Source organism: Rhodococcus sp. Chr-9 (assembly GCF_000801125.1).
Lineage (GTDB): Bacteria > Actinomycetota > Actinomycetes > Mycobacteriales > Mycobacteriaceae > Rhodococcus > Rhodococcus pyridinivorans.
Genome location: NZ_JTIZ01000122.1, coordinates 355,815 through 376,476 on the forward strand (window position 1 = coordinate 355,815; position 20,662 = coordinate 376,476).

A 20,662-nucleotide genomic window follows, 5' to 3' on the forward strand; every position below is an offset into this window, starting at 1 on the left:
GGGGAAAACAATGTTGGTTTATGTTGTTTTACGCCCGTCTGTGTTGACATGTCAAGGCTTCCGAGTAATCTGAGTCACAACGAACTACTGCGGTGAGGAGATCTCCATGGAGCAGTCGGCGTCCGTCCTGTACGGCACCCCCGTCGTCCCCGGTATCGGATACGGGCCGGTCATCCGTCCCGTCGCGCGTCCTGTGGTCCCGGCGCAGGGCGCCTCGATCCCCGACACGGCGCGCGAGGCCGAGGTGGGCCGGTTCGAGGACGCCGCGAAGGTCGTGGCCGAGCGGCTGCGCGCCCGCGCCTCGCGTGCATCGGGTGCCGCGGCAGAAGTGCTCCAAGCCACCGCTGTGCTGGTCGAGGACCGCGCCTGGCGCGGGGCGACCGCGACGAAGATCCGGTCCGGATCCGACGCGGTCGGTGCCACCGTCGCCGCCACCGACCAGTTCGCGGCCCTGTTCGAGAAGATGGGCGGGCTGCAGTCCGAGCGGGTCACCGACCTGCTCGACATCCGCGACCGCGTGATCGCCGAACTGCAGGGCGCCCCCGAACCCGGTCTCGAGATGCCCGATTCGCCGTCCGTGCTCCTCGCGGCCGATCTCGCACCCGCCGACACCGCCGGACTCGACCCGTCCGTCGTCGTCGCGCTGGCCACCTCCCTCGGAGGACCCACGAGCCACACCGCGATCATCGCGCGCCAGCTCGGCATCCCGTGTGTCGTCGCGGTGGCAGGTCTCGACGACGTCCCTGCCGGCACCGAGGTGCTGGTCGACGGCGCGACGGGCCGGATCGTGATCTCCCCGGACAGCGCCGAGGCCGCAGCCGAGGTCGAACGCGACCGCGTCGAGCGCGAGCGGGTGGCGGGCTGGTCCGGTCCCGGCGCCACCGCCGACGGTCACCCGGTCGAGATCCTCGCCAACGTGCAGGACGGATCGGGTGCCCGCGCGGCGCGCCGGACGCCGGCGCAGGGCGTCGGACTGTTCCGCACCGAGTTGTGTTTCCTCGACCGCGACACCGAACCGACGGTGGACGAGCAGGCCGACATCTATGCGGAGGTCTTCGAGGCGTTCGAGGGACGGAAGGTCGTCCTGCGGACCCTCGACGCCGGCTCCGACAAGCCCCTCCGGTTCGCCAACCACCCCGACGAACACAATCCCGCCCTCGGCGTCCGCGGTATCCGCATCACGACCACGGCGCCGGGAGTCCTCGATCGTCAGCTCGACGCGGTGGCCGCCGCGGCCTCGCGCACCGGCGCCACGCCGTGGGTCATGGCACCGATGGTGGCGACCGTCTCGGAGGCGGCCGATTTCGCCGCGCGGGTGCGCGTGCGCGGGCTGTCACCCGGCGTCATGATCGAGGTTCCGTCCGCGGCGCTGCTCGCCGATCGGTTGCTCGAACACCTGGACTTCCTGTCGATCGGCACCAACGACCTCGCCCAGTACACGATGGCGGCCGATCGGATGTCGCCGCAGCTGGCCGCACTCACCGACCCGTGGCAGCCCGCGGTGCTCGCACTCGTGGCCCGCGCGGCGCAGGCCGGGGCGGCCGCGAGCAAGCCGGTGGGGGTGTGCGGCGAGGCGGCGGCCGACCCGCTCCTCGCCTGCGTCCTGACCGGAATGGGCGTGACGTCCCTGTCGTGCGCCGCGTCGGCGGTGACGGGTGTCGGCGCCCGGCTCTCCTCGGTCCCGATGGACCGTTGCCGTGAGGCGGCCGAGGCGGTCCTCGCGAGTGACGACCCCGTCGCGGCACGTGCCGCGGCAGCGAAACTGCTGGACTGAGCGGCGCGGCCGGGACGGCCTGTTCTACGCGGCCGGGGCGGTCTGTTCTACGCCGATGAGGCTGCCGGTTCTACGATGACCTGTCGTGACCGAACGAGCGAACACGACCGGACGCACGACCACACGCCGCGGCTGGACCCTGCACGGCGACGGACGTCGCATCAACCCCGGTGCGGTGGTCGCACCGCACGAGCGACTGTCGTGGCCGCGCACCATCGGCATCGGGATGCAGCACGTCATCGCGATGTTCGGCGCCACCCTGCTCGTGCCGACGATCACGGGCTTCCCCGTCACGACCACGCTGCTGTTCTCCGGTATCGGCACCGCGCTGTTCCTGATCATCACGCGCGGCCGGGTGCCCAGCTATCTCGGTTCGTCTTTCGCGTTCATCGCGCCGCTCAGCGCCTCGGCCGGTTCCGGTCCGGCAGCGCAGCTCGGCGGGATCGTCGCCGTCGGCATCGTGCTGGTGCTTGTCGGCCTCGTGGTCAAGGCGGCGGGTTCGCGCATCATCGACGCGGTCATGCCGCCGGTGGTCACCGGGGCGATCGTCGCCCTCATCGGCCTCAACCTCGCGCCGACGGCCACCGGATCGTTCGAAGCCCAACCGCTCGTCGCCACGATCACGCTCGTGGTCACACTGCTCGTGACGGTGGTCGGCCCGGGCATGCTCGGCCGCCTCGGCATCCTCGTCGGTGTGATCGTCGGATGGATCTTCGCGGCGTTCACCGGGGCGATCGCGTCCGAGCGCATCGACGCCATGCGCGACGCGGCGTGGTTCGGCCTGCCCGATCTGCACGGCCCCACCTTCGAACTGTCGGTCGTGCTGTTGGCGCTGCCCGTCGTCGTCGTGCTGGTCGCGGAGAACGTAGGCCACGTCAAGGCGGTCGCCGCGATGACCGGTCGAAACCTCGACGACATGGCCGGCAATGCGCTCATCGCCGACGGCCTTGCGACCACCCTCGCGGGTGCGGGCGGCGGCTCGGGCACGACCACCTATGCCGAGAACATCGGCGTCATGGCGGCCACGCGCGTGTACTCGACCGCTGCATACGCCGTTGCGGCGGTCACCGCCGTCGTGCTGGCCTTCTCGCCGAAGTTCGGTGCGCTGGTGTTCACCGTGCCCGAGGGCGTCCTCGGCGGCGCGACCCTCGTGCTCTACGGCCTGATCGGCATCCTCGGTGTCCGCATCTGGACGGAGGCGAAGGTCGACTTCACGGATCCGGTCAACCTCACGGTCGCGGCCGCGGCGCTCGTCGCCGGCATCGGCGACCTGACCTTGTCGATCGGCTCGGTCGAACTCGGCGGTATCGCCTGGGGTTCGATCGGCATCCTCGTCGCGTACCCGCTGCTGCGCAGACTCGCGGATCTGCGCCGCTGACCGGAACCCGGCGCATCGGCCGACACCGACCCGTGCCCGCGGGTCGTTCTATACCGACGCGTACCCGCCGGGGTCGTCCGGGTCACAAAATGCGCTCGGTTGTGTCAGCGTCACTGCGCCCTCGTCTGCATACCGTGAGTATGTCGAACGACGTCTCACACAGGAGCGCAGATGCAACGCACCCTTTTCGAGCCCGAGCACGACCTCTTCCGGGAGTCGTACCGGAAGTTCCTCGAACAGGAGGTGGCCCCCTTCCACGAGCAGTGGGAGAAGGACAAGATCGTCGACCGTGAGGTGTGGAAGAAGGCCGGCGCGCAGGGCTTCCTCGGCATGGCGGTGCCGGAGGAGTACGGCGGCGGTGGCATGGACGACTTCCGCTACAACGCCATCATGGCCGAGGAGACCACCAAGCTGGGCTTCAGCGGTCTGGGCTTCATGCTGCACAACGATGTCGTCGCTCCCTACCTGCTCGAGCTCGCCAACGAGGAGCAGAAGAAGCGTTGGCTCCCGGGCTTCTGTTCGGGTGAGCTGATCACGGCCATCGCGATGACCGAGCCGGGCACCGGCAGCGACCTGCAGGGCATCAAGACCCGCGCGGTGCGCGACGGTGACGACTGGGTCCTCAACGGCGCCAAGACGTTCATCACCAACGGCATCCACTCCGATCTGGTGATCGTCGTCGCATGCACCGACCCGGAGAAGGGCGCCCAGGGCTTCTCGCTGCTCGTCGTCGAGCGCGGCATGCCGGGCTTCGAGCGGGGACGCAACCTCGACAAGATCGGCCTCGACGCGCAGGACACGGCGGAGCTCAGCTTCAACGACGTTCGCGTCCCGGCGGCCAACCTCCTCGGCCAGGAGGGCATGGGCTTCATCTACCTGATGCAGAACCTGCCGCAGGAACGTCTCGCGATCGCCGTCGTCGCCGCTGCTGCGATGGAGCGCGTGCTCGACGACACGATCCAGTACTGCCGCGACCGCAAGGCGTTCGGCAAGCCGATCGGCAAGTTCCAGAACACCCGCTTCGAGCTCGCCGAGCTCGCCACCGAGACCCAGCTGGCCCGGGTGTTCGTGGACCGGTGCATCGAGCTGCTGAACGAGAAGAAGCTCACCGTCCAGGAGGCCGCGATGGCCAAGTACTGGACCACCGACAAGCAGGTCGAGCTGATCGACCGCTGCCTGCAGCTGCACGGTGGCTACGGCTACATGCGCGAGTACCCGGTCGCCAAGGCGTACCTCGATGCCCGCGTGCAGAAGATCTACGGCGGCACGAACGAGATCATGAAGGAAGTCATCGGGCGCGGCCTCAACGTCTGAGGCACGTACGAGAAGGTCGGGGTGGCTTCGCTGTGCGGAGCCACCCCGGTCTCGTTCGTCTCCGGTGGCCCGGGGATCAGATCTTGCGGACGACCGTGACGACCTTGCCGAGGACGACTGCGTCGTTGCCCGGGATGGGTTCGAACATCGGGTTGTGCGGCATGAGCCAGACGTCGCCGTCGACCCGCTTGAACGTCTTGACGGTGGCCTCGCCGTCGAGCATGGCGGCGACGATATCGCCGTTGTCGGCGACGTTCTGCTGCCGGACGACCACCCAGTCGCCGTCGCAGATGGCTGCGTCGATCATCGACTGGCCGACGACCTTGAGCAGGAACAGCGAGCCCTGACCGACGAGTTCGCGCGGCAGCGGGAAGACATCCTCGACCGATTCCTCGGCCAGGATCGGACCACCGGCAGCGATCCGGCCGACGACGGGAACCATTGCCGCCGAAGGGATGTCGTCGGTCGACGAGCCGGCGACCACCTCGGGCGAGGACTCGGGTGCGGGGGTGGGTTCGAGACCGCGGACGTCCACGGCACGCGGACGGTTCGGATCCCGGCGCAGGAAGCCCTTCCGTTCGAGCGTGCGCAGCTGGTGTGCGACGGAGGATGTGGAGTTGAGGCCGACGGCGTCGCCGATCTCACGGATGCTCGGCGGGTACCCCCGTTCGCTGACGGAATCGCGGATGACCTCGAGCACACGACGCTGACGCTCGGTGAGGCTCGCGGTGGGATCGTCGGTCGCGGGTCCGCCCCGGCGGGCTGTGGATGTTCCGTCCGCCTTCATCGTGACCTCCGTGCGGCGAGTGTCGGATGGGTTGCAAGTTGCCTTTCGAATCTATCGAGATCCCGCGCGCATATCAAACAGATGTTCGAGATTCACCCTCCGAGGAGCTGCCGTCAGGCTGTGACTCGTGATAAAACATTCGAACAGACTTTCGTTCGAACACATGATCGAGTGGTCGGACGGGGTCGGAAGGCCACGCACAGCGACACGGACGGGGTCGGAAGACCACGCACAGCGACACGGAGGATTTCCGATGAGCAGAGCGGTTCGGATCGACACGGCGGTTCCGGTGGGTACGGCGCGACAGGGCGCGGTGGTCCGAACCGGTGCCTCAGTCCGGACGAGCACGGCAGGGCGGACCGTCGTGGGCCCGCCGGGAGCAGGTGCGCCCGGGGCGGCGGCATATCGCATCCGGCCGATCGCGACGTCGACGCTGCACAATCGCACCCGTGTCCCGGCGCGGACGAGACCGCGCGTCGCCGCGCCCTCGCGGGAACCCCTGCACCGCCGTTCGGAGATCGCACCGCGCAGTCGCCGGCCTGCGGAGGGGACGAGTTGGCGGCAGATGGCCACGACGGTGCTCCTCACCGCGCTCGCGACCACGATGCTCCTCGTGCTCGCCCACGTGCGCACCGATGAGGTGATCTCGCAGAGCGCCGGCACCACGGTCGTGCGAGAGGGGGAGAGCCTGGAGGCCTTGGCCGCTCGCGTGTGGCCCGACGTCCCGGTCGACGTCACGGTCGCGAGGATCGCCGACCTCAACTCGCTCGACGGTACGGCCGTGCAGGCCGGAAGCCGCCTCCTCTTGCCGGATTCCAGCCGGGAATGAGGGCGTCGTGGCCCCGCCGGACCCGCGATCCGCTCCCGAGCCGGACAGGCGGGTATTGTCTAACACTGTCAGTCACACCACTCCGTGTGGTTGCGGCGGTGTCGGCCCACTCGCGGGTGGAGACGGTTCCGGTCGGGAGACATCGCTTCGGCGCCGACGTCGCGACCCGCACGGGCACGACGAAGGAACCGACATGTACTGCCCGTATTGCCGCCATCCCGATTCCCGGGTGGTCGATTCGCGCGAGGCAGACGAGGGTGCCGCGATCCGTCGTCGGCGGGCGTGTCCCGAATGCGGGCGCCGCTTCACCACAGTCGAGACGGCCGTGCTGTCCGTCGTCAAGCGCAGCGGCGTGACCGAGCCGTTCAGCCGCGAGAAGGTCGTGCGCGGCGTGGCCCGCGCCTGCCAGGGGCGCGATGTCGACAACGACGCACTCAACAAGCTCGCGCAGCAGGTCGAGGACGCGGTGCGGGCGAAGGGCTCACCCGAGGTCCCGAGCCACGAGGTCGGACTGGCGATCCTCGGACCCCTACGCGATCTCGACGAGGTTGCCTATCTTCGATTCGCCTCGGTCTACCGTTCCTTCAGTTCTGCAGAGGATTTCGAACGCGAGATTCAGGAACTGCGCGAGCACAAGAAGTCCTGCTCGGTCGAGACCGACTGAGCGGCCCGGTCGAAGCCGACCGCACGCCGGCCGGTCCGGTCGCTACCGGATCCCGTCGATCGCCTTCAGGACGCGCTTCTCCGACACTGGGATCCGCGTTCCGAGACCCTGCGCGAACAGGCTCACGCGCAGTTCCTCGATCATCCAGTAGATCTCGACCACCTCGGGCGCGGCGCGCCGTTCCTCCGGCAGTCGTGCGAGTAGCTTGTCGTAGGCGCCGTAGACGCGATCGAGCACATCCATTCCCGCGGCATCGCGATGCGCACTCGCCGGCAACGCCTCCAGGCGTTGCGCGGCCGCGGTGAGATAGCGCGGCAGGTCGGCGATCCGCCGCGACCCCAGATCGGTGACGAAGCCGGGGAACAGCAACGACTGCAGCTGTTCGCGTACGTCGTCGGCAGCTTCGCCGTCCGACCGATCGAGGAGCACACCCACCTCGTGGGCGCGGGACAGCACGGGCACAACCGCTTTCAACAGACGGGCCACGCGCCCCGGCAGGTGTGACCGCACCGTGGACGCGAGCGCCTCGAACTCGTCGGGCGTGCGCACGGGTGCGCCGTGTGCGGCGATAAGTTCGTCCACCGCGCAGGCACGGCAGTCCTCGATCAGCGCTTCGAACGATCCGTCGGGGTTCCGCCCGAGCGCGAGCCGCTCCATGTTGGTCAGCCCCGAGGTCACGGCCTTCGCCTTCGTCGGTGCCGACGACAGAAGCAGGGCACGCAACCCCTGACGCGTCGCGTTCTGCTGGGCCTGCGGTGTGCTGAGCACGCGCACCGCGACGCCGTCCTTCTCCGCGACCAGGGCAGGGTAACCGGTGACCTTCCGGCCACCGACCTCGCGGGTGACGGTCTCCGGCAGGTTCCCGAGGGTCTCGGCCGTCCACACCACCGCCGCGGGACGTTCGGTGCCCGCAGCGGCGCGCGAGACCTCCGCTTCGACCCGCGGAGCCAACTTCTTCCGCAGGGCCGCCAGGCTCTTGCTGCGGCCGAGCACGGTGCCGCGCTCGTCGACCGCGGCGAAGGTCATCCGCAGATGGTCGGGCAACGCACCGGTATCGAAGTCCGAGGGCTCGATCGTGCACCGGCCGAGCCGGGACAGCTCGCGGGCCATCGCATTGACGAGCGGTTCGGAGCGCGGCGTCACCGAGGCGAGGGCGGCCGCTGCGAAATCGGGAGCCGGTACGACCTGCCTCCGAAGGTGTTTCGGCAGGGTCTTGATGAGGGCCGTGACCAGCTCGGTCCGCATCCCGGGTACCAGCCAGTCGAAACCGACGGACTTGAGGTTCGCGAGCAGCGCGACGGGGACGCGGGCGGTGACACCGTCCTCCTCCGTGCCCGGCTCGAACTGGTAGGTGAGGGGGAACTGGATCTCGCCCTGGCGCCACGCGTCCGGATAGTCGCCCTCGAGCACCGAGGCGGCGTCCTGGTTCACCACGGTGTCCGGCGTGAACGTCAGCAGGTCGGGTTGCTGCCTGCGGGTCTTCTTCCACCACGTGTCGAAGTGCCGGGCCGAGATCGCCTCCGGGCCGACCCGCTGGTCGTAGAAGTCGAACAGGGTCTCGTCGTCGACGACGATGTCGCGCCGGCGCGCACGGTGTTCGAGTTCCTCGACGTCCTCGAGCAGCGCCCGGTTGTCGTGGAAGAACTTGTGCTGCGTGCGCCATTCGCCTTGCACGAGGGCGTGGCGGATGAACAGTTCGCGCGAGACCTCCGGATCGATCCGTCCGTACGGCACGGGACGCTGGGCGACCAGGGGGATGCCGTAGAGCGTGACGCGTTCGTAGGCCATCGCCGACTCGCGGCGCGTCGACCAGTGCGGCTCCGAGTAGGTGCGCTTGACCAGGTGCGGAGCGAGCTTCTCGACCCATTCGGGTTCGATGCGCGCGGCCGTCCGCGCCCACAGCCGTGAGGTCTCCACGAGTTCGGCGGCCATGACCCAGCGCGGAGGCTTCTTGAACAACGACGATCCCGGGAAGACGGCGAACCGTGCGCCGCGGGCACCGAGGAAGTCGCGCTTGTCGCCCTCGCGAAGACCGATGTGCGACAGCAGACCTGCAAGCACGGACTTGTGGACGTCGTCGGGATTCACGTCGCGGTGGTGCGTCTGCCAGCCCATGTCGACAGTGATCTGACGGAGCTGCCCCTGCAGGTCCTGCCACTCACGGATCCGCAACCAGTGCAGGAACTCGTCGCGGCACAACCTGCGGAACCTGCTCGACGACAGTTCCCGCCGTTGCTCCTTCAGGTAGTCCCACAATCGCAGGAAGGCCAGGAAGTCCGAGCCCTCGACCGCGAACCGGGCGTGCTTCTCGTCGGCGGCCTGCTGGAACTCGGTCGGGCGTTCGCGCACGTCCTGGATCGACAGGGCCGCGACGATGATGAGCACCTCGCGCAGACATCCGTTCCGGTGGCCCTCGACGATCATGCGGGCCATGCGCGGATCGACGGGCAGGCGGGCGATCTCGCGGCCCGTCGCGGTCAGGCGCGGCGTCTCGCCCTTCTTGGCGGGTTCGAGCGCGCCGAGCTCCTCGAGCAGAGCGATGCCGTCGCGGATCGCGCGGGGATCCGGGGCCTCCACGAACGGGAACGCCTCGATGTCGCCGAGACCGAGCGCCGTCATCTGCAACACTACCGACGCGAGGTTGGTGCGCAGGATCTCGGGCTCCGTGAACTCCGGCCGGCCGTCGAAGTCGTCCTCCGAGTACAGACGGATGCAGATGCCGTCGGCGACACGACCGCACCGTCCGGCGCGCTGCCGCGCCGAGGCCTGCGAGATCGGCTCGATCGGCAGTCGCTGCACCTTCGTCCGCACCGAGTACCGCGAGATACGTGCGGTGCCGGGGTCGACGACGTAGCGGATACCGGGAACCGTCAGGGACGTCTCGGCGACGTTGGTGGACAACACGACCCGCCGGCCCGTGTGCGGTGCGAAGACCCGGTGCTGTTCGGCCGCCGACAGGCGTCCGTAGAGCGGGAGGATCTCGGTGTTGCGGAGCTTGCGGTCGCGCAGTGCGTCGGCGGTGTCGCGGATCTCGCGCTCGCCGGAGAGGAAGACCAGGATGTCGCCGTCGCCCTCGCGCTGGAGTTCCTCGACGGCCTCGCACACCGCGTCGACGGGGTCGCGGTCGACCAGCGTGTCGCCCACCTCGACGGTCAGCGGCCGGTAACGCACCTCGACGGGATAGGTGCGGCCGGAGACCTCCACGATGGGGGCAGGCGTGCCGTTCGCGTCGGCGAAGTGGCGCGCGAAACGTTCGGGGTCGATCGTCGCCGAGGTGATGATCACCTTCAGGTCGGGGCGACGCGGAAGCAGCTGCGCGAGGTAGCCGAGCAGGAAGTCGATGTTGAGGCTGCGCTCGTGCGCCTCGTCGATGATGAGCGTGTCGTACTGGCGCAGCAGGCGGTCGCGCTGGATCTCGGCGAGGAGGATGCCGTCGGTCATCAGCTTGACGAGGGTCGACTCGGTGACCTGATCGTTGAAGCGCACCGTGTATCCGACGGCGTCGCCGAGCTCGGTGTCCAGTTCCTCCGCGAGTCGCTCGGCGACGGCGCGCGCGGCGATACGGCGCGGCTGGGTGTGGCCGATCAGGCCGCGAACCCCGCGCCCGAGTTCGAGGCAGATCTTCGGGATCTGCGTCGTCTTGCCCGAACCGGTCTCTCCGGCGACCACTACGACCTGGTGGTCGCGGATCGCGGCGGCGATGTCGTCCTTGCGCTGCGAGACCGGTAGGTCCTCGGGATAACGGATCTCCGGGACCGACGACGCACGGGACGTGAGCCGGGCGCGGGCGGTCTCGATCTCGGCGGCGACCTCGGTCAGCGCCTCGCCGCCCCGCGCCCGGTCGAGCCTGCGACGGAGGCGGTTCTCGTCGCGGAGGGAGACCTCGGACAGGGCAGCGCGCAGTTCGCGACGATTCGGGGCGGGGGAGATGGACATGCTGACCACACAGCCTAGCGAAACGACCCGGTCGGGGCCGGTCGGGGAGGGCAGGCAGGCCAGGTGGTCGGCCCGCCAGAGCACGCACCTGGCCGATCACTTCACCGAAGGTCTCCCGGTACGGGGCGTGGACCGTGAAGTGGGTGAACCCGTAGCGCTCCCGGCTGTGCAGGATCTGCCCGGCCATCTCGTCGACCGTGCCGATCAGCACGAACGGCGAGTCGAGCAGGTCGTCGGCCTCGGCCGCGGTGGCGATGCGGAACGTCCCCGGTGGCCTCCCCGGCAGCAGGACGGCACCCGCGACACTCACGATGTCGGCGTGGGCGGCGACGACGGAAAAGATCCGGTCGCGGTGCCTCCGACGATCAGGGGCGGGCCGTAGCCGCCGAATCCGCGCCGCTGCACCGGACGGAGCACGGGCAGGTCGAATGCTTCGCGCAACGCCGCCTGCTCGTCGAAACCGGGCCCGGTGAACGATCGCTGCAGTTCCTGCACGGTGGATTCGAGACGCTCGGCGCGCTCGTCGAAGCGTTCCCACTCGATCCCGGCCGCCTCGAACTCCCATCTCATGTGGCCCCTGCTCCGAGGCCGATCTCGAGCCGGCCGCCGGTGAGCACATCGGTGGTCGCGATCTCGCGGGCGAGCAGTGCCGGATTCCAGAAACCGGCATCGAGCACCATCGTGCCGACCCGCAGACGCTCGGTGGCACCGGCGGCGGTGACCAGGACGGGGAACGACGTGGGGACACCGAGATGGTCGGCCGCGTACACCGCGTCGAAGCCCGCGTCCTCGACGGCGCGGCACCAGCGAACGAACGCATCGGGAGACCCGACCTCGAAGATGTTGACGGAGAAGCGGAACTCGGTCATGGCACCCGGGTGGCGGGTACGGGCCTCCGGCGCCAGAGTCGTTTCCTCCGCATACGATGACGGGTGTCGTGATCGTCGTGGACGGGAGTTGGTCGTGGGTGCGTTGTGGCACGGATTCGCCGATATGGGCGCGATCGAACGGGACGGCGCATTCGTCGTGTCGCGCGGGGAAGGCGCGTACATCTGGGACGACGCCGGCAAACGCTACCTCGACGCCACCGCCGGACTGTGGTTCACCAATGTAGGTCACGGCCGCACCGAGATCGGCGAGGCGATCGCAGCGCAGGTCGCCAAACTCGCCCACTACTCGAACTTCGGCGACCTGACCTCCGAGCCCGCCGTCGAACTCGCCGAGCGTCTCGCGGGGGTCGCCCCGGTTCCGGGCAGCAAGATCTTCTTCACCTCGGGCGGATCCGACTCCGTCGACTCGGCGGCCAAGCTCGCGCGGCGGTACTGGCAGGAGCTCGGGAAGCCCGGCAAGCGGCTGCTGGTCTCGCGCGAGAAGGCGTACCACGGCATGCATGTCGGCGGCACCTCGCTCGCCGGTATCCCCGTCAACGGTGAGGGCTACGGCCGCCTGTGGGCGGACACCGCGCGGGTTGCCTGGGACGACGCCAAGGCGCTGCTCGAACTCATCGATTCGGTCGGTGCCGACTCTATCGCGGCCTTCTTCTGCGAACCCGTCATCGGTGCGGGCGGGGTGTACCTGCCGCCGGACGGCTATCTCGCCGAGATCCGCGACATCTGCCGCGACCACGACATCCTGTTCGTCGTCGACGAGGTCGTCACCGGCTTCGGTCGTATCGGTGGTTCGTGGTTCGCGTCGTCGCGATTCGACCTGGCTCCCGACATGGTCACCACGGCCAAGGGACTCACCTCCGGCTACCTGCCGATGGGCGCCCTGTTCGTCGCTCCGCGCGTCGCCGAACCGTTCTTCGCCGGAGACGTGTGGTGGCGCCACGGCTACACCTACGGTGGGCACGCCGCGGCTGCGGCGGCCGCCCTCGCCAACCTCGACATCATCGAGCGTGAGAATCTGCTCGCCGAGGCGGCGCGGATCGAGCGGACGCTGCACGAGAAGCTCGCTCCGTTGGCGGACCACCCGCGGGTGGCGGAGGTGCGCAGCGGCCTCGGTGCGGTGGCGGCCGTGCAGCTCGCCGATCCGTCCGAGGCGCTCGGTTTCGTCAAGACCCTGCGGCAGCATGGGATCTCGGGACGCGCGGCCGGTCAGGGCGCGATGCAGATCTCCCCGTCGTTCGTGATGACCGACGAGCAGATCACCGATCTCGCCGACGGAATCGCCGCAGCACTCGGCTGATCTTTTCCTTCGGCCCGACCGGTACCTCGGCGAGGGGGAGTTCGGCGCTGCCGTCGCGTGCGGCGAGCGAACGGGCATAGCGTTCGTGCAGCACCGACCGCACCTCGTCTGGGCTGTAGTTCCGTCGTTGCCGCTCGTTGCGGGCGGCGACAGCACCGGTCGCCGCGACTCCCACGATCCCGGCGAGTCCGACGAGCTTCCACCACTTGCCACCGCGCAGTGCCATGGGGCGACCCTAGCGGTCCGTCGGGGTCATGGGGACGACCCCAGCGGCCGTCGGGCATGGCAGGCTGACGGCATGGACACTTCGTCGGCAGATCGGTCCGCCGGTGCGCGTTCGCGTCTCACCCTCGACGAGGCCGTGGCGACGACCCGCACGGGGGACCTGTGGATCTTCCGCGGCGCCACCCCGGCCGACCGAGCAATCCAGACGCTGACCAACGCACCGGTGAACCACGTGGGGATGACGGTCGCGCTCGAGGACCTGCCGCCGCTGATGTGGCACGCCGAGCTCGGACGCAGTCTCCCGGACATGTGGACCGGGCGGCACCAGCGCGGCGTGCAGTTGCACGACCTGCGCAGTGCGGTGCAGGTGTGGGCCGCGCGTTACGGCCAGCGCGGCTGGCTGCGGCAGATCTCGGTGGCGGTCACCCCGGACCAGGAGGACCAGCTGCTGCGCACGATCGCGCGGCTCGACGGCACACCGTTCCCGTCGACGACGAAACTCACGGGGCGATGGTTCGCGGGCCGGCTCCCGCGCCGTCGCCGGGCGGCCGTACCGTCCGGTGGGCTCGAGAGCGCGTACTGCGCCGAAGTGGTGGGGCTGACGCTGGAGGAGATGGGGTTGCTGCGGCAACGGCACCGGGGGATCAACTGGTACGACCCCGGCCGGTTCTGGAGCGGCGACCGGCTGCCGCTCGCTCCCGGTGTGGAGTTCGGTGGCGAGATCGAGGTCGTGCTGGACGAGGACGACCTCGCTGCCGGAAGAGCGGCGGGCTCGGCGTCGTAGGACCTGGCAGTCGGCGCAGCGAGCACCCGTCTCGTGGTCGACGCACGACCGTCCGATAGCTGCGAAAGGTAGAGGCGATAGGTCGCACTACACTGATAGGCGTGACCGATCAGAGCTACCAGCCCACCCTCTCGCAGCTGCGTGCCTTCGTCGCGGTGGCCACCTACCGCCACTTCGGCACGGCAGCAGCGCGACTCGAGGTCAGCCAGCCCACCCTGTCCCAGGGGCTGGCGGCTCTCGAGAACGGCCTCGGCGTCCAGCTCATCGAGCGGAGCACCCGCCGCGTGCTCGTGACACCGGTGGGAGCGCGCCTGCTTCCCTACGCGGAGGTGGTACTCGACGCCGCCGACGGCTTCGTCGACGCGGCTGCAGGAGTGTCCGACGGACTCTCGGGCCCGCTGCGGGTGGGCCTGATCCCCACCGTCGCGCCCTACGTCCTGCCCGAGATCCTGCCCGCACTCGACCGGACGATGCCGGCGCTGTCGCTGCAGGTCGTCGAGGACCAGACCGCGCGTCTCCTCGACGCCCTGCGCGCCGGAACCCTCGACGTCGCCGTCCTCGCCCTGCCCGCAGACGTCTCGGGTGTCATCGAAGTGCCGCTGTACGACGAGGATTTCGTCCTCGTCCTGCCGACCGGACACGAACTCGCCGGGCGCACCGACCTCTCGGTCTCCGCGCTCGACGACGCACAACTGCTGCTGCTCGACGAAGGCCACTGCCTGCGCGACCAGACACTCGACCTGTGCCGGTCCATCGACGCGCGACCGGCACTCGGCGACACCCGCGCGACCTCCCTGTCCACCGTGGTGCGCTGCGTCGCAGGACGATTGGGTATCACCCTCGTCCCGGCCTCCGCGGTCGCCGTCGAAACCGCCCGGGGAGACCTCGAGGTCGCGCACTTCGCGGACCCGGCACCCGGCCGCCGCATCGGACTGGTGTTCCGCTCGTCGTCCCCGCGCGGAGTCGACTACCGCATCCTCGCCGAGACCATCCGCGGCTGCGTCCCGCCGACCTGCCGCCCCGTCTCCTGACGAAGACCCCCTCAGCGCCGACCACGCCGAGGCTTCCCGGGGCGCTTCCGCGCGGACGTCCCCGCCCGGCGGGACGTCTTGGGCTCGGGCGCGCGGCGCTTCGGGGTCGAGCCCTTGCGTTCGCCACGACGCGAGGTGCTGCCCGACTCGGCGTCCGGCTCGGAATCGCTGCGGCCACGGGAACTGTTGGCCGTCCGTCCCCGGACGATGCCCACGAACTCGTCGACGTGATCGGTCGTCCGGTCGGTGACCCACACGAGACCCACCTGGGACGCGGGCGCGTCGACGACGGGACGGTAGGTCAGGTCGCGGCGGTGGTGCAGGCGGGCGAGCGACTGCGGCGTGACGAGCACACCCACCTCCGAGGCGACGTGCGAGATCGCGTCCTCGGTGGTCGCGGGCCGCTCGAACGCCTCCTCACCGGGTAGGGCGACCCAGTCGAGCACGTCGTCGAGCGGATGCAGCACCGTCTCGTCGGCGAGGTCGGACACCGACACCTCGTCGACCGCCGCGAACACGTGCTCCTTGGGCACCACTACGACGGAGACCTCGGTGTAGAGCGGGATGACCGACAGGCCGTCCCGCTGCAGCGGCAGGCGCAGCAGCGCGATGTCGGCGACGTCCTCGCGTAGCGGATCCGCACCGGCCGTGGGTTCGACGGGGACCAGTTCGATCGGGACGTCCGGCATCCGCTCGTTCCACACCCGCACCCACTTCGCGGGGGTGACACCCGGGACGTAGGCCAAGCGGAAGGGTTGCACGGTCGGTTCGCTCACCGAGTCAGGCTACCGCTCCCGAGGTCCGCCGCCTGCGACGATCAGCCCTCGACGATCTCGAACTCGTCGAACACCACTTCACCGGCCGCATCGGACTCGCGGAGGTTCACCTCGCCGATCAACGCCCAGCCGTGATCGCCCTGCGGATCGTGCAGGGTCTGACGCACCCGCCACAACTCGGGACCCATCTCGACGGTGAACAGCAGCGGTCCACGCGCGTCGGGGCCGGTACCGATCTCGTCGTACTCGTCGAAGTACAGCTCGAGCAGGTCTTCCCAGTCCTCGGCGTCGAGACCGTCGCCGAGGGCCGCGAGTTCGTCCCAGCGTCGACGCGAGGCCAGTGCGACCCGCTTGAACATCGCGTTGCGGACCATGACCTTGAACGCGCGGACGTTCGCGGACAACGGGCGAGGGGAGTCGACGCCGAACGCGATCTGCTGGTCGTCGGATTCCACCCCGGGATGGGTGAGGGACTCCCACTCGTCGAGCAACGATGAGTCGACCTGCCGGATCAGCTCGCCGAGCCACTCGATGATGTCCTCGAGTTCCTCCGTGCGCGCGGCGTCCGGCACCGTCTGCCGCAGCGCGCGGTAGGCGTCGGCGAGATAGCGCAGGACCAGCCCCTCGGAGCGGGCCAGGCCGTAGTGCGAGACCATCTCGGAGAAGGTCATGCTGCGCTCGATCATGTCGCGCACCACCGACTTCGGCGAGAGGGGGAACTCCGACACCCAGGGATGCCCACCCCGGTACGTCTCGAAGGCCGGCTCGAGCAGCTCCACGAGCGGCTTGGGCCAGGTGATCTCCTCGAGCAGTTCCATCCGCTCGTCGTACTCGATGCCGTCGGCCTTCATCTGTGCGACGGCCTCACCGCGTGCGGCATGCTGCTGCGCCATGAGCACCTGACGGGGATCGTCGAGGGTCGATTCGATGACCGACACCACATCGAGCGCGTAGGTGGGGGAGTCGACGTCGAGCAGTTCGATCGCTGCGAGGGCGAACGGCGACAGCGGCTGGTTGAGCGCGAAGTCGCGTTGCAGGTCGACGGTGAGGCGGGCCCGGCGCCCGAACTCGTCGGGCTCGTCGAGTTGCTGCACCACACCCGCTTGGAGCAGGCCCCGGTACAGCGAGATCGCCTTGAGGATGTGCTTGCGCTGCGCCGGACGGGGTTCGTGGTTGTCCTCGAGCAGATGCCGCATCGCGTCGAAGCAGTTGCCCGGTCGCGCAATGACGTTGAGCAGCATCGAGTTGCTCACCGAGAACCGTGACTGCAGCGGTTCGGGCGACGCCGCGATCAGCTTGTCGAAGGTGCCCTCGCCCCACGAGACGAACCCTTCGGGTGCCTTCTTGCGCTGCACCTTCCGGCGCTTCTTCGGGTCGTCCCCGGCCTTGGCGAGGGCCCGGACGTTCTCGATCTCGTGCTCGGGGGCCTGTACGACGACGGTGCCCATCGTGTCGTATCCCGCGCGGCCTGCGCGACCGGCGATCTGGTGGAACTCGCGCGCCTTGAGCTGCCGGGTGCGGGTGCCGTCGAACTTCGTCAGGCCCGTGAGCAACACGGTGCGGATCGGCACGTTGATGCCGACGCCGAGCGTGTCGGTTCCGCAGATGACCTTCAGGAGCCCGTCCTGCGCGAGCTTCTCGATCAGGCGCCGGTACTTCGGCAGCATGCCCGCATGGTGCACACCGATACCGTGCCGGACGAGACGCGAGAGGGTCTTGCCGAAGCCGGTGGAGAACCGGAAGTCGCCCAGCGCGGTGGCGATCGCCTCCTTCTCGGCCTTCGTGCACATGTTCACGCTGGTCAGGGCCTGGGCGCGCTCGAGGGCCGCGGCCTGGGTGAAGTGCACGACGTAGACGGGTGCCTGATGGGTGGTGACAAGTTCTTCGATCGCTTCACCGATGGGTGCCTGCGAGTACGAGAAGGTCAACGGGACGGGTCGTTCGGAGCCCGAGACCTCCACCGTCGGCCGTCCGGTGCGGCGGGTCAGATCCTTCTGTAGGAAGGTCACGTCGCCGAGCGTCGCGGACATGAGCAGGAACTGCGCGTGCGGCAACTCGATGAGCGGAACCTGCCACGCCCACCCGCGGTCGGGTTCGGAGTAGAAGTGGAACTCGTCCATCACGACCTGGCCGATGTCGGAGTCCGGTCCCTCGCGCAACGCGAGATTCGCGACGATCTCGGCGGTCGCGCAGATGATCGGCGCTCCGGCGTTGACCGATGCGTCGCCGGTCATCATGCCGACCTTGTCGGCACCGAAGACGTCACACAGGGCGAAGAACTTCTCGCTCACGAGCGCCTTGATCGGGGCGGTGTAGAAGGTGCGCTTCCCGGCAGCGAGCGCGAAGAAGTGCGCGCCGAGCGCTACCATCGACTTTCCCGAGCCGGTGGGCGTGGCGAGGATGACGTTGGAGCCGGCGACGAGCTCCATGAGCGCTTCCTCCTGCGCCGGATACAGCGAGATGCCACGATCCGTCGTCCAGGTGGTGAACGCGTCGAACAGCGCGTCGTCGTCGACGGGGTCGGGTATCAGATCGGGAAGCAGCACTTCTCCAGGCTAGTCGGAAGGACCCGACCCACCGCCGCGGGTCGCGTGGCCCGGCGTGTAGTGCAGGTCAGGTGGCGCTGCGCTCGTCCGAACCCATCGCGCCGAGCACCGCCATGCGGGTCTCCGGGCCACCGCTGATCTGCGACTCGCTCACACCCGACACGAGGAGCCGGCGCCAGCGGTCGAGGTCGAACTCCAGGGGAGCGGTGGTCTCCAGGAAGTTCTCGACCACCCGCAGGAAGCGCAGCGGGTCGTCGCGGAACGGGAAGTGGCCGGAGCCCCGGAAGATCTCGAGACGTGAACCGGGCATGGCCGAATGCGCGAGATAGGCGTGGGCGATGGGGATGACGCTGTCGTGATCGCCCCAGATGAGCTGGACGGGAAGGTTCTCCGTCAGATAACAGCGGTCGAGCATGGTCACCACCTGACCGCGCCAGTCGACCACCGCGCGCAGCGTGCGCAAATACGCTTCGTAGGCCGTGGGGTCGGGGAGGTTCCCCAGTACGCGCACCAGATCCGAGGTGTCGTGCAGCAGGGCACCGGGCCTCAGTGGCGATCCGTTGACCCGGTTCAGCATCGCGCCGGCAGCGCGCAGGACGGGCATCGCCCCGGGCAGTCGCAGGACCCGCAGCGCTTCGCTGACGATCGGCACCGAGATCAGCCGCAGGGCAAGATGGACGTCCTTGGTGACACCGCCGGACGCGACGAGCACCAGACGCTCGACCATGTGCGGGAACTGGTAGGCGAACTGCATCGCCACCCCGCCGCCGAGCGAATGGCCGATCACCGTGACCGATTCGATCCCGAGGACCGACAGCAGGTCGCGCATACCGTTCGCGTAGGCGGCCACCGAGTAGTCGGCCCGCGGCTTGTCGGATCGACCGTGCCCGAGCAGGTCGGGGGCGATCACGGTGTACTTCTCCGCCAGGTGCGGGATCACGTCCTGCCAGGTCGACGAGTCGTCACCGATTCCGTGTACGAGCAGCAGTGCGGGACCGCTTCCGGCCAGGCGGAACGCGCGTCGGTAACCGTGGATCGTGCGGAACACGATACGGGGTTCGTTGTCCGGAACCGGGCGGAGCGTCCGGGCGCGCGGTGGAACCATGAGCGTCTCCTGCGACGTCGGTGATCGCGTGGTGGTAGTCAGGCTGCCCGACCCGTGGCCGAGAACCGGACACAACTACCACTGTGGCATGTCGCCGAAGCGTACATGTCTGTATGTGACGTCGACAACGACGATTGTGATGATCATGAAACATCCGGCCAACCCGCCGTGGTGTCAACGCGGAGCGGAATCGTCCCCGTCGTCCGGGTCGAACTCGCCGAATCCGCCGTCGCCGGTTCCTCCGTCGTCCGGACCGGGGAGATCGCCGCCGGGACCGGCGCCGCGCCGGTCGTATTCGGCGAGGAACCGCTCGAACTCCGCCCCGATCTCCTCACCCGTCGGCAGACTCTCGTCGGTCGGCAGGGGAGAGGTCTGCTGTTCCTGGGCGGCGACGTAGCTGTCGTATTGCCGCTCGAGCGCGTGCACCACGCCGAGGACCTCGGCATTGTCCTCGATGTGCTCGTCGATCTGCTCCCGCACCCGCGCCGCGGCCTCACCGAGCGCCTGCAGAGACAGCTCGAGGCCGCCGACCTCTGCGACGTTCGTCAGCAGCGTCTCGGCGGCCGCCGGATAGTCGGTCTGGGCGAGATAGTGCGGCACGTGCACGGAGAAGCCTACGGACTCGTGCCCGTGCTGGCCCATGCGGTATTCGAGCAGCGACGACACTCCCGCGGGCACCTGGAGCTCGCCCGACCAACGGTGGTGCCCCGCGATGAGGTCCTTGTTCGTCGAGTGCGCGGTGACCGCCAACGGCCGGGTGTGCGGGATCGCCATGGGGATCGCGTTGAGTCCGATGGTCCGCCGCACCCCGAACTGCTCGGCGAGCAACCGCACCGCGGTGATGAAACGCTCCCACTTCAGATCCGGCTCGGCACCCGCGAGCAGCAGGAACGGGGTGCCGGCCTCATCGATGAGCGCGTACAGGTTCAGTTCGGGCTCGGCGTAGTCCGAGAAGTGGTCGGCCTCGAACGTCATGAGCGGCCGACGCGACCGGTAGTCGATCAGTTCGTCGACGGCGAACGACGCGACGAGCTCGGTCTCCAGACTCTCGCGCAGGTGCGTGGTCGCCAGGCGCACCGCGTGTCCCGCGTCGGCGAAACCTTCGAGACCGTGCACGAGGACCGGCCCCTCACCTTCCGGGGAGGTGAGCTGCGGAGCCGGGAATTCCAGCTCGTACATGCGGGACTGTTCGTCCATCTGCGAACCACTCCGATCACACTTCGTCTCGGCATCTCCGCCGGGGTCACCCGACGTGGCATGGTGGTGTTCGAGTCTAATCGACGCTACGACGACCGATTCCGGGGCGCACATCCTGCCCGACGTCGA

Annotated in this window: 15 protein-coding genes and 1 pseudogene; 8 read left to right on the plus strand and 8 right to left on the minus strand. The window is 69.0% G+C overall.

Annotated features, from left to right (window positions below):
- Window positions 1–106 precede the first annotated feature (106 nt).
- The 3 genes from ptsP (at window position 107) to QR64_RS20795 (ending at window position 4,466) form a co-directional block, all read left to right on the plus strand.
- Window positions 107–1,774, plus strand: coding sequence for a phosphoenolpyruvate--protein phosphotransferase (gene ptsP / locus QR64_RS20785; RefSeq protein WP_033096545.1), 1,668 nt, complete (start codon window positions 107–109; stop codon window positions 1,772–1,774).
- An 85-nt stretch (window positions 1,775–1,859) separates the two neighbouring features.
- Window positions 1,860–3,152, plus strand: coding sequence for a solute carrier family 23 protein (locus QR64_RS20790; protein WP_052039972.1), 1,293 nt, complete (start codon window positions 1,860–1,862; stop codon window positions 3,150–3,152).
- Between the two features lie 171 nt (window positions 3,153–3,323).
- A complete protein-coding gene (locus QR64_RS20795; RefSeq protein ID WP_006551314.1) occupies window positions 3,324–4,466 on the plus strand; it encodes an acyl-CoA dehydrogenase family protein in 1,143 nt (380 codons plus the stop codon).
- A gap of 76 nt (window positions 4,467–4,542) precedes the next feature.
- Here the strand turns inward: QR64_RS20795 and lexA are convergent, their stop codons facing one another.
- On the minus strand, window positions 4,543–5,253 hold the full coding sequence (lexA, locus tag QR64_RS20800) for a transcriptional repressor LexA (protein WP_006551315.1): 711 nt from the start codon (window positions 5,251–5,253) through the stop codon (window positions 4,543–4,545).
- Window positions 5,254–5,506: 253 nt separating this feature from the next.
- Here lexA and QR64_RS28325 point away from each other — a divergent pair, with 253 nt between their 5' ends.
- Both QR64_RS28325 and nrdR read left to right on the plus strand, forming a co-directional pair.
- Window positions 5,507–6,082: a LysM peptidoglycan-binding domain-containing protein gene (locus QR64_RS28325; RefSeq protein ID WP_232333336.1), complete on the plus strand. Its 576-nt coding sequence runs from the start codon at window positions 5,507–5,509 to the stop codon at window positions 6,080–6,082.
- A gap of 193 nt (window positions 6,083–6,275) precedes the next feature.
- A complete protein-coding gene (nrdR, locus tag QR64_RS20810) occupies window positions 6,276–6,746 on the plus strand; it encodes a transcriptional regulator NrdR (RefSeq protein ID WP_006551317.1) in 471 nt (156 codons plus the stop codon).
- A 42-nt stretch (window positions 6,747–6,788) separates the two neighbouring features.
- On the opposite strand, the gene hrpA is transcribed toward nrdR, so the two are convergent.
- Entirely contained in the window at window positions 6,789–10,682 is a 3,894-nt protein-coding gene (hrpA, locus tag QR64_RS20815) for an ATP-dependent RNA helicase HrpA (protein ID WP_039587381.1), read from the minus strand.
- A 73-nt stretch (window positions 10,683–10,755) separates the two neighbouring features.
- A pseudogene (locus QR64_RS20820) lies at window positions 10,756–11,551 on the minus strand (LLM class flavin-dependent oxidoreductase); the annotation flags it as partial.
- A gap of 124 nt (window positions 11,552–11,675) precedes the next feature.
- Here QR64_RS20820 and QR64_RS20825 point away from each other — a divergent pair.
- Window positions 11,676–12,869 (plus strand): aspartate aminotransferase family protein, encoded by a 1,194-nt coding sequence (locus QR64_RS20825; protein ID WP_052227403.1) that lies wholly within the window; start codon window positions 11,676–11,678, stop codon window positions 12,867–12,869.
- Here the strand turns inward: QR64_RS20825 and QR64_RS20830 are convergent.
- A complete protein-coding gene (locus tag QR64_RS20830; RefSeq protein WP_019289192.1) occupies window positions 12,829–13,095 on the minus strand; it encodes a hypothetical protein in 267 nt (88 codons plus the stop codon). The two genes, QR64_RS20825 and QR64_RS20830, sit on opposite strands and share 41 nt — an antisense overlap.
- A gap of 72 nt (window positions 13,096–13,167) precedes the next feature.
- On the opposite strand from QR64_RS20830, the gene QR64_RS20835 reads away from it, so the two are divergent.
- Both QR64_RS20835 and QR64_RS20840 read left to right on the plus strand, forming a co-directional pair.
- Window positions 13,168–13,878: a hypothetical protein gene (locus QR64_RS20835; protein WP_039587036.1), complete on the plus strand. Its 711-nt coding sequence runs from the start codon at window positions 13,168–13,170 to the stop codon at window positions 13,876–13,878.
- A gap of 101 nt (window positions 13,879–13,979) precedes the next feature.
- The gene (locus QR64_RS20840) at window positions 13,980–14,909 is read left to right on the plus strand and encodes a hydrogen peroxide-inducible genes activator (RefSeq protein ID WP_039587038.1); all 930 of its coding nucleotides are present in this window, start codon (window positions 13,980–13,982) and stop codon (window positions 14,907–14,909) included.
- An 11-nt stretch (window positions 14,910–14,920) separates the two neighbouring features.
- Here QR64_RS20840 and QR64_RS20845 read toward each other — a convergent pair whose 3' ends face one another.
- The 4 genes from QR64_RS20845 to QR64_RS20860 all read right to left on the minus strand — a co-directional run bounded on the left by QR64_RS20845 (window position 14,921) and on the right by QR64_RS20860 (window position 20,533).
- The gene (locus QR64_RS20845) at window positions 14,921–15,685 is read right to left on the minus strand and encodes a LysR family substrate-binding domain-containing protein (protein ID WP_039587040.1); all 765 of its coding nucleotides are present in this window, start codon (window positions 15,683–15,685) and stop codon (window positions 14,921–14,923) included.
- Between the two features lie 41 nt (window positions 15,686–15,726).
- Window positions 15,727–18,231 carry a DEAD/DEAH box helicase gene (locus tag QR64_RS20850; protein ID WP_039587042.1) on the minus strand — a complete coding sequence of 835 codons (2,505 nt, stop codon included), beginning with the start codon at window positions 18,229–18,231 and terminating at the stop codon, window positions 15,727–15,729.
- Between the two features lie 67 nt (window positions 18,232–18,298).
- On the minus strand, window positions 18,299–19,336 hold the full coding sequence (locus QR64_RS20855) for an alpha/beta fold hydrolase (protein ID WP_006551325.1): 1,038 nt from the start codon (window positions 19,334–19,336) through the stop codon (window positions 18,299–18,301).
- A 174-nt stretch (window positions 19,337–19,510) separates the two neighbouring features.
- Complete coding sequence (locus QR64_RS20860) at window positions 19,511–20,533, minus strand: proteasome assembly chaperone family protein (protein WP_006551326.1); 1,023 nt, start codon at window positions 20,531–20,533, stop codon at window positions 19,511–19,513.
- Between the last annotated feature and the right edge of the window lie 129 nt (window positions 20,534–20,662).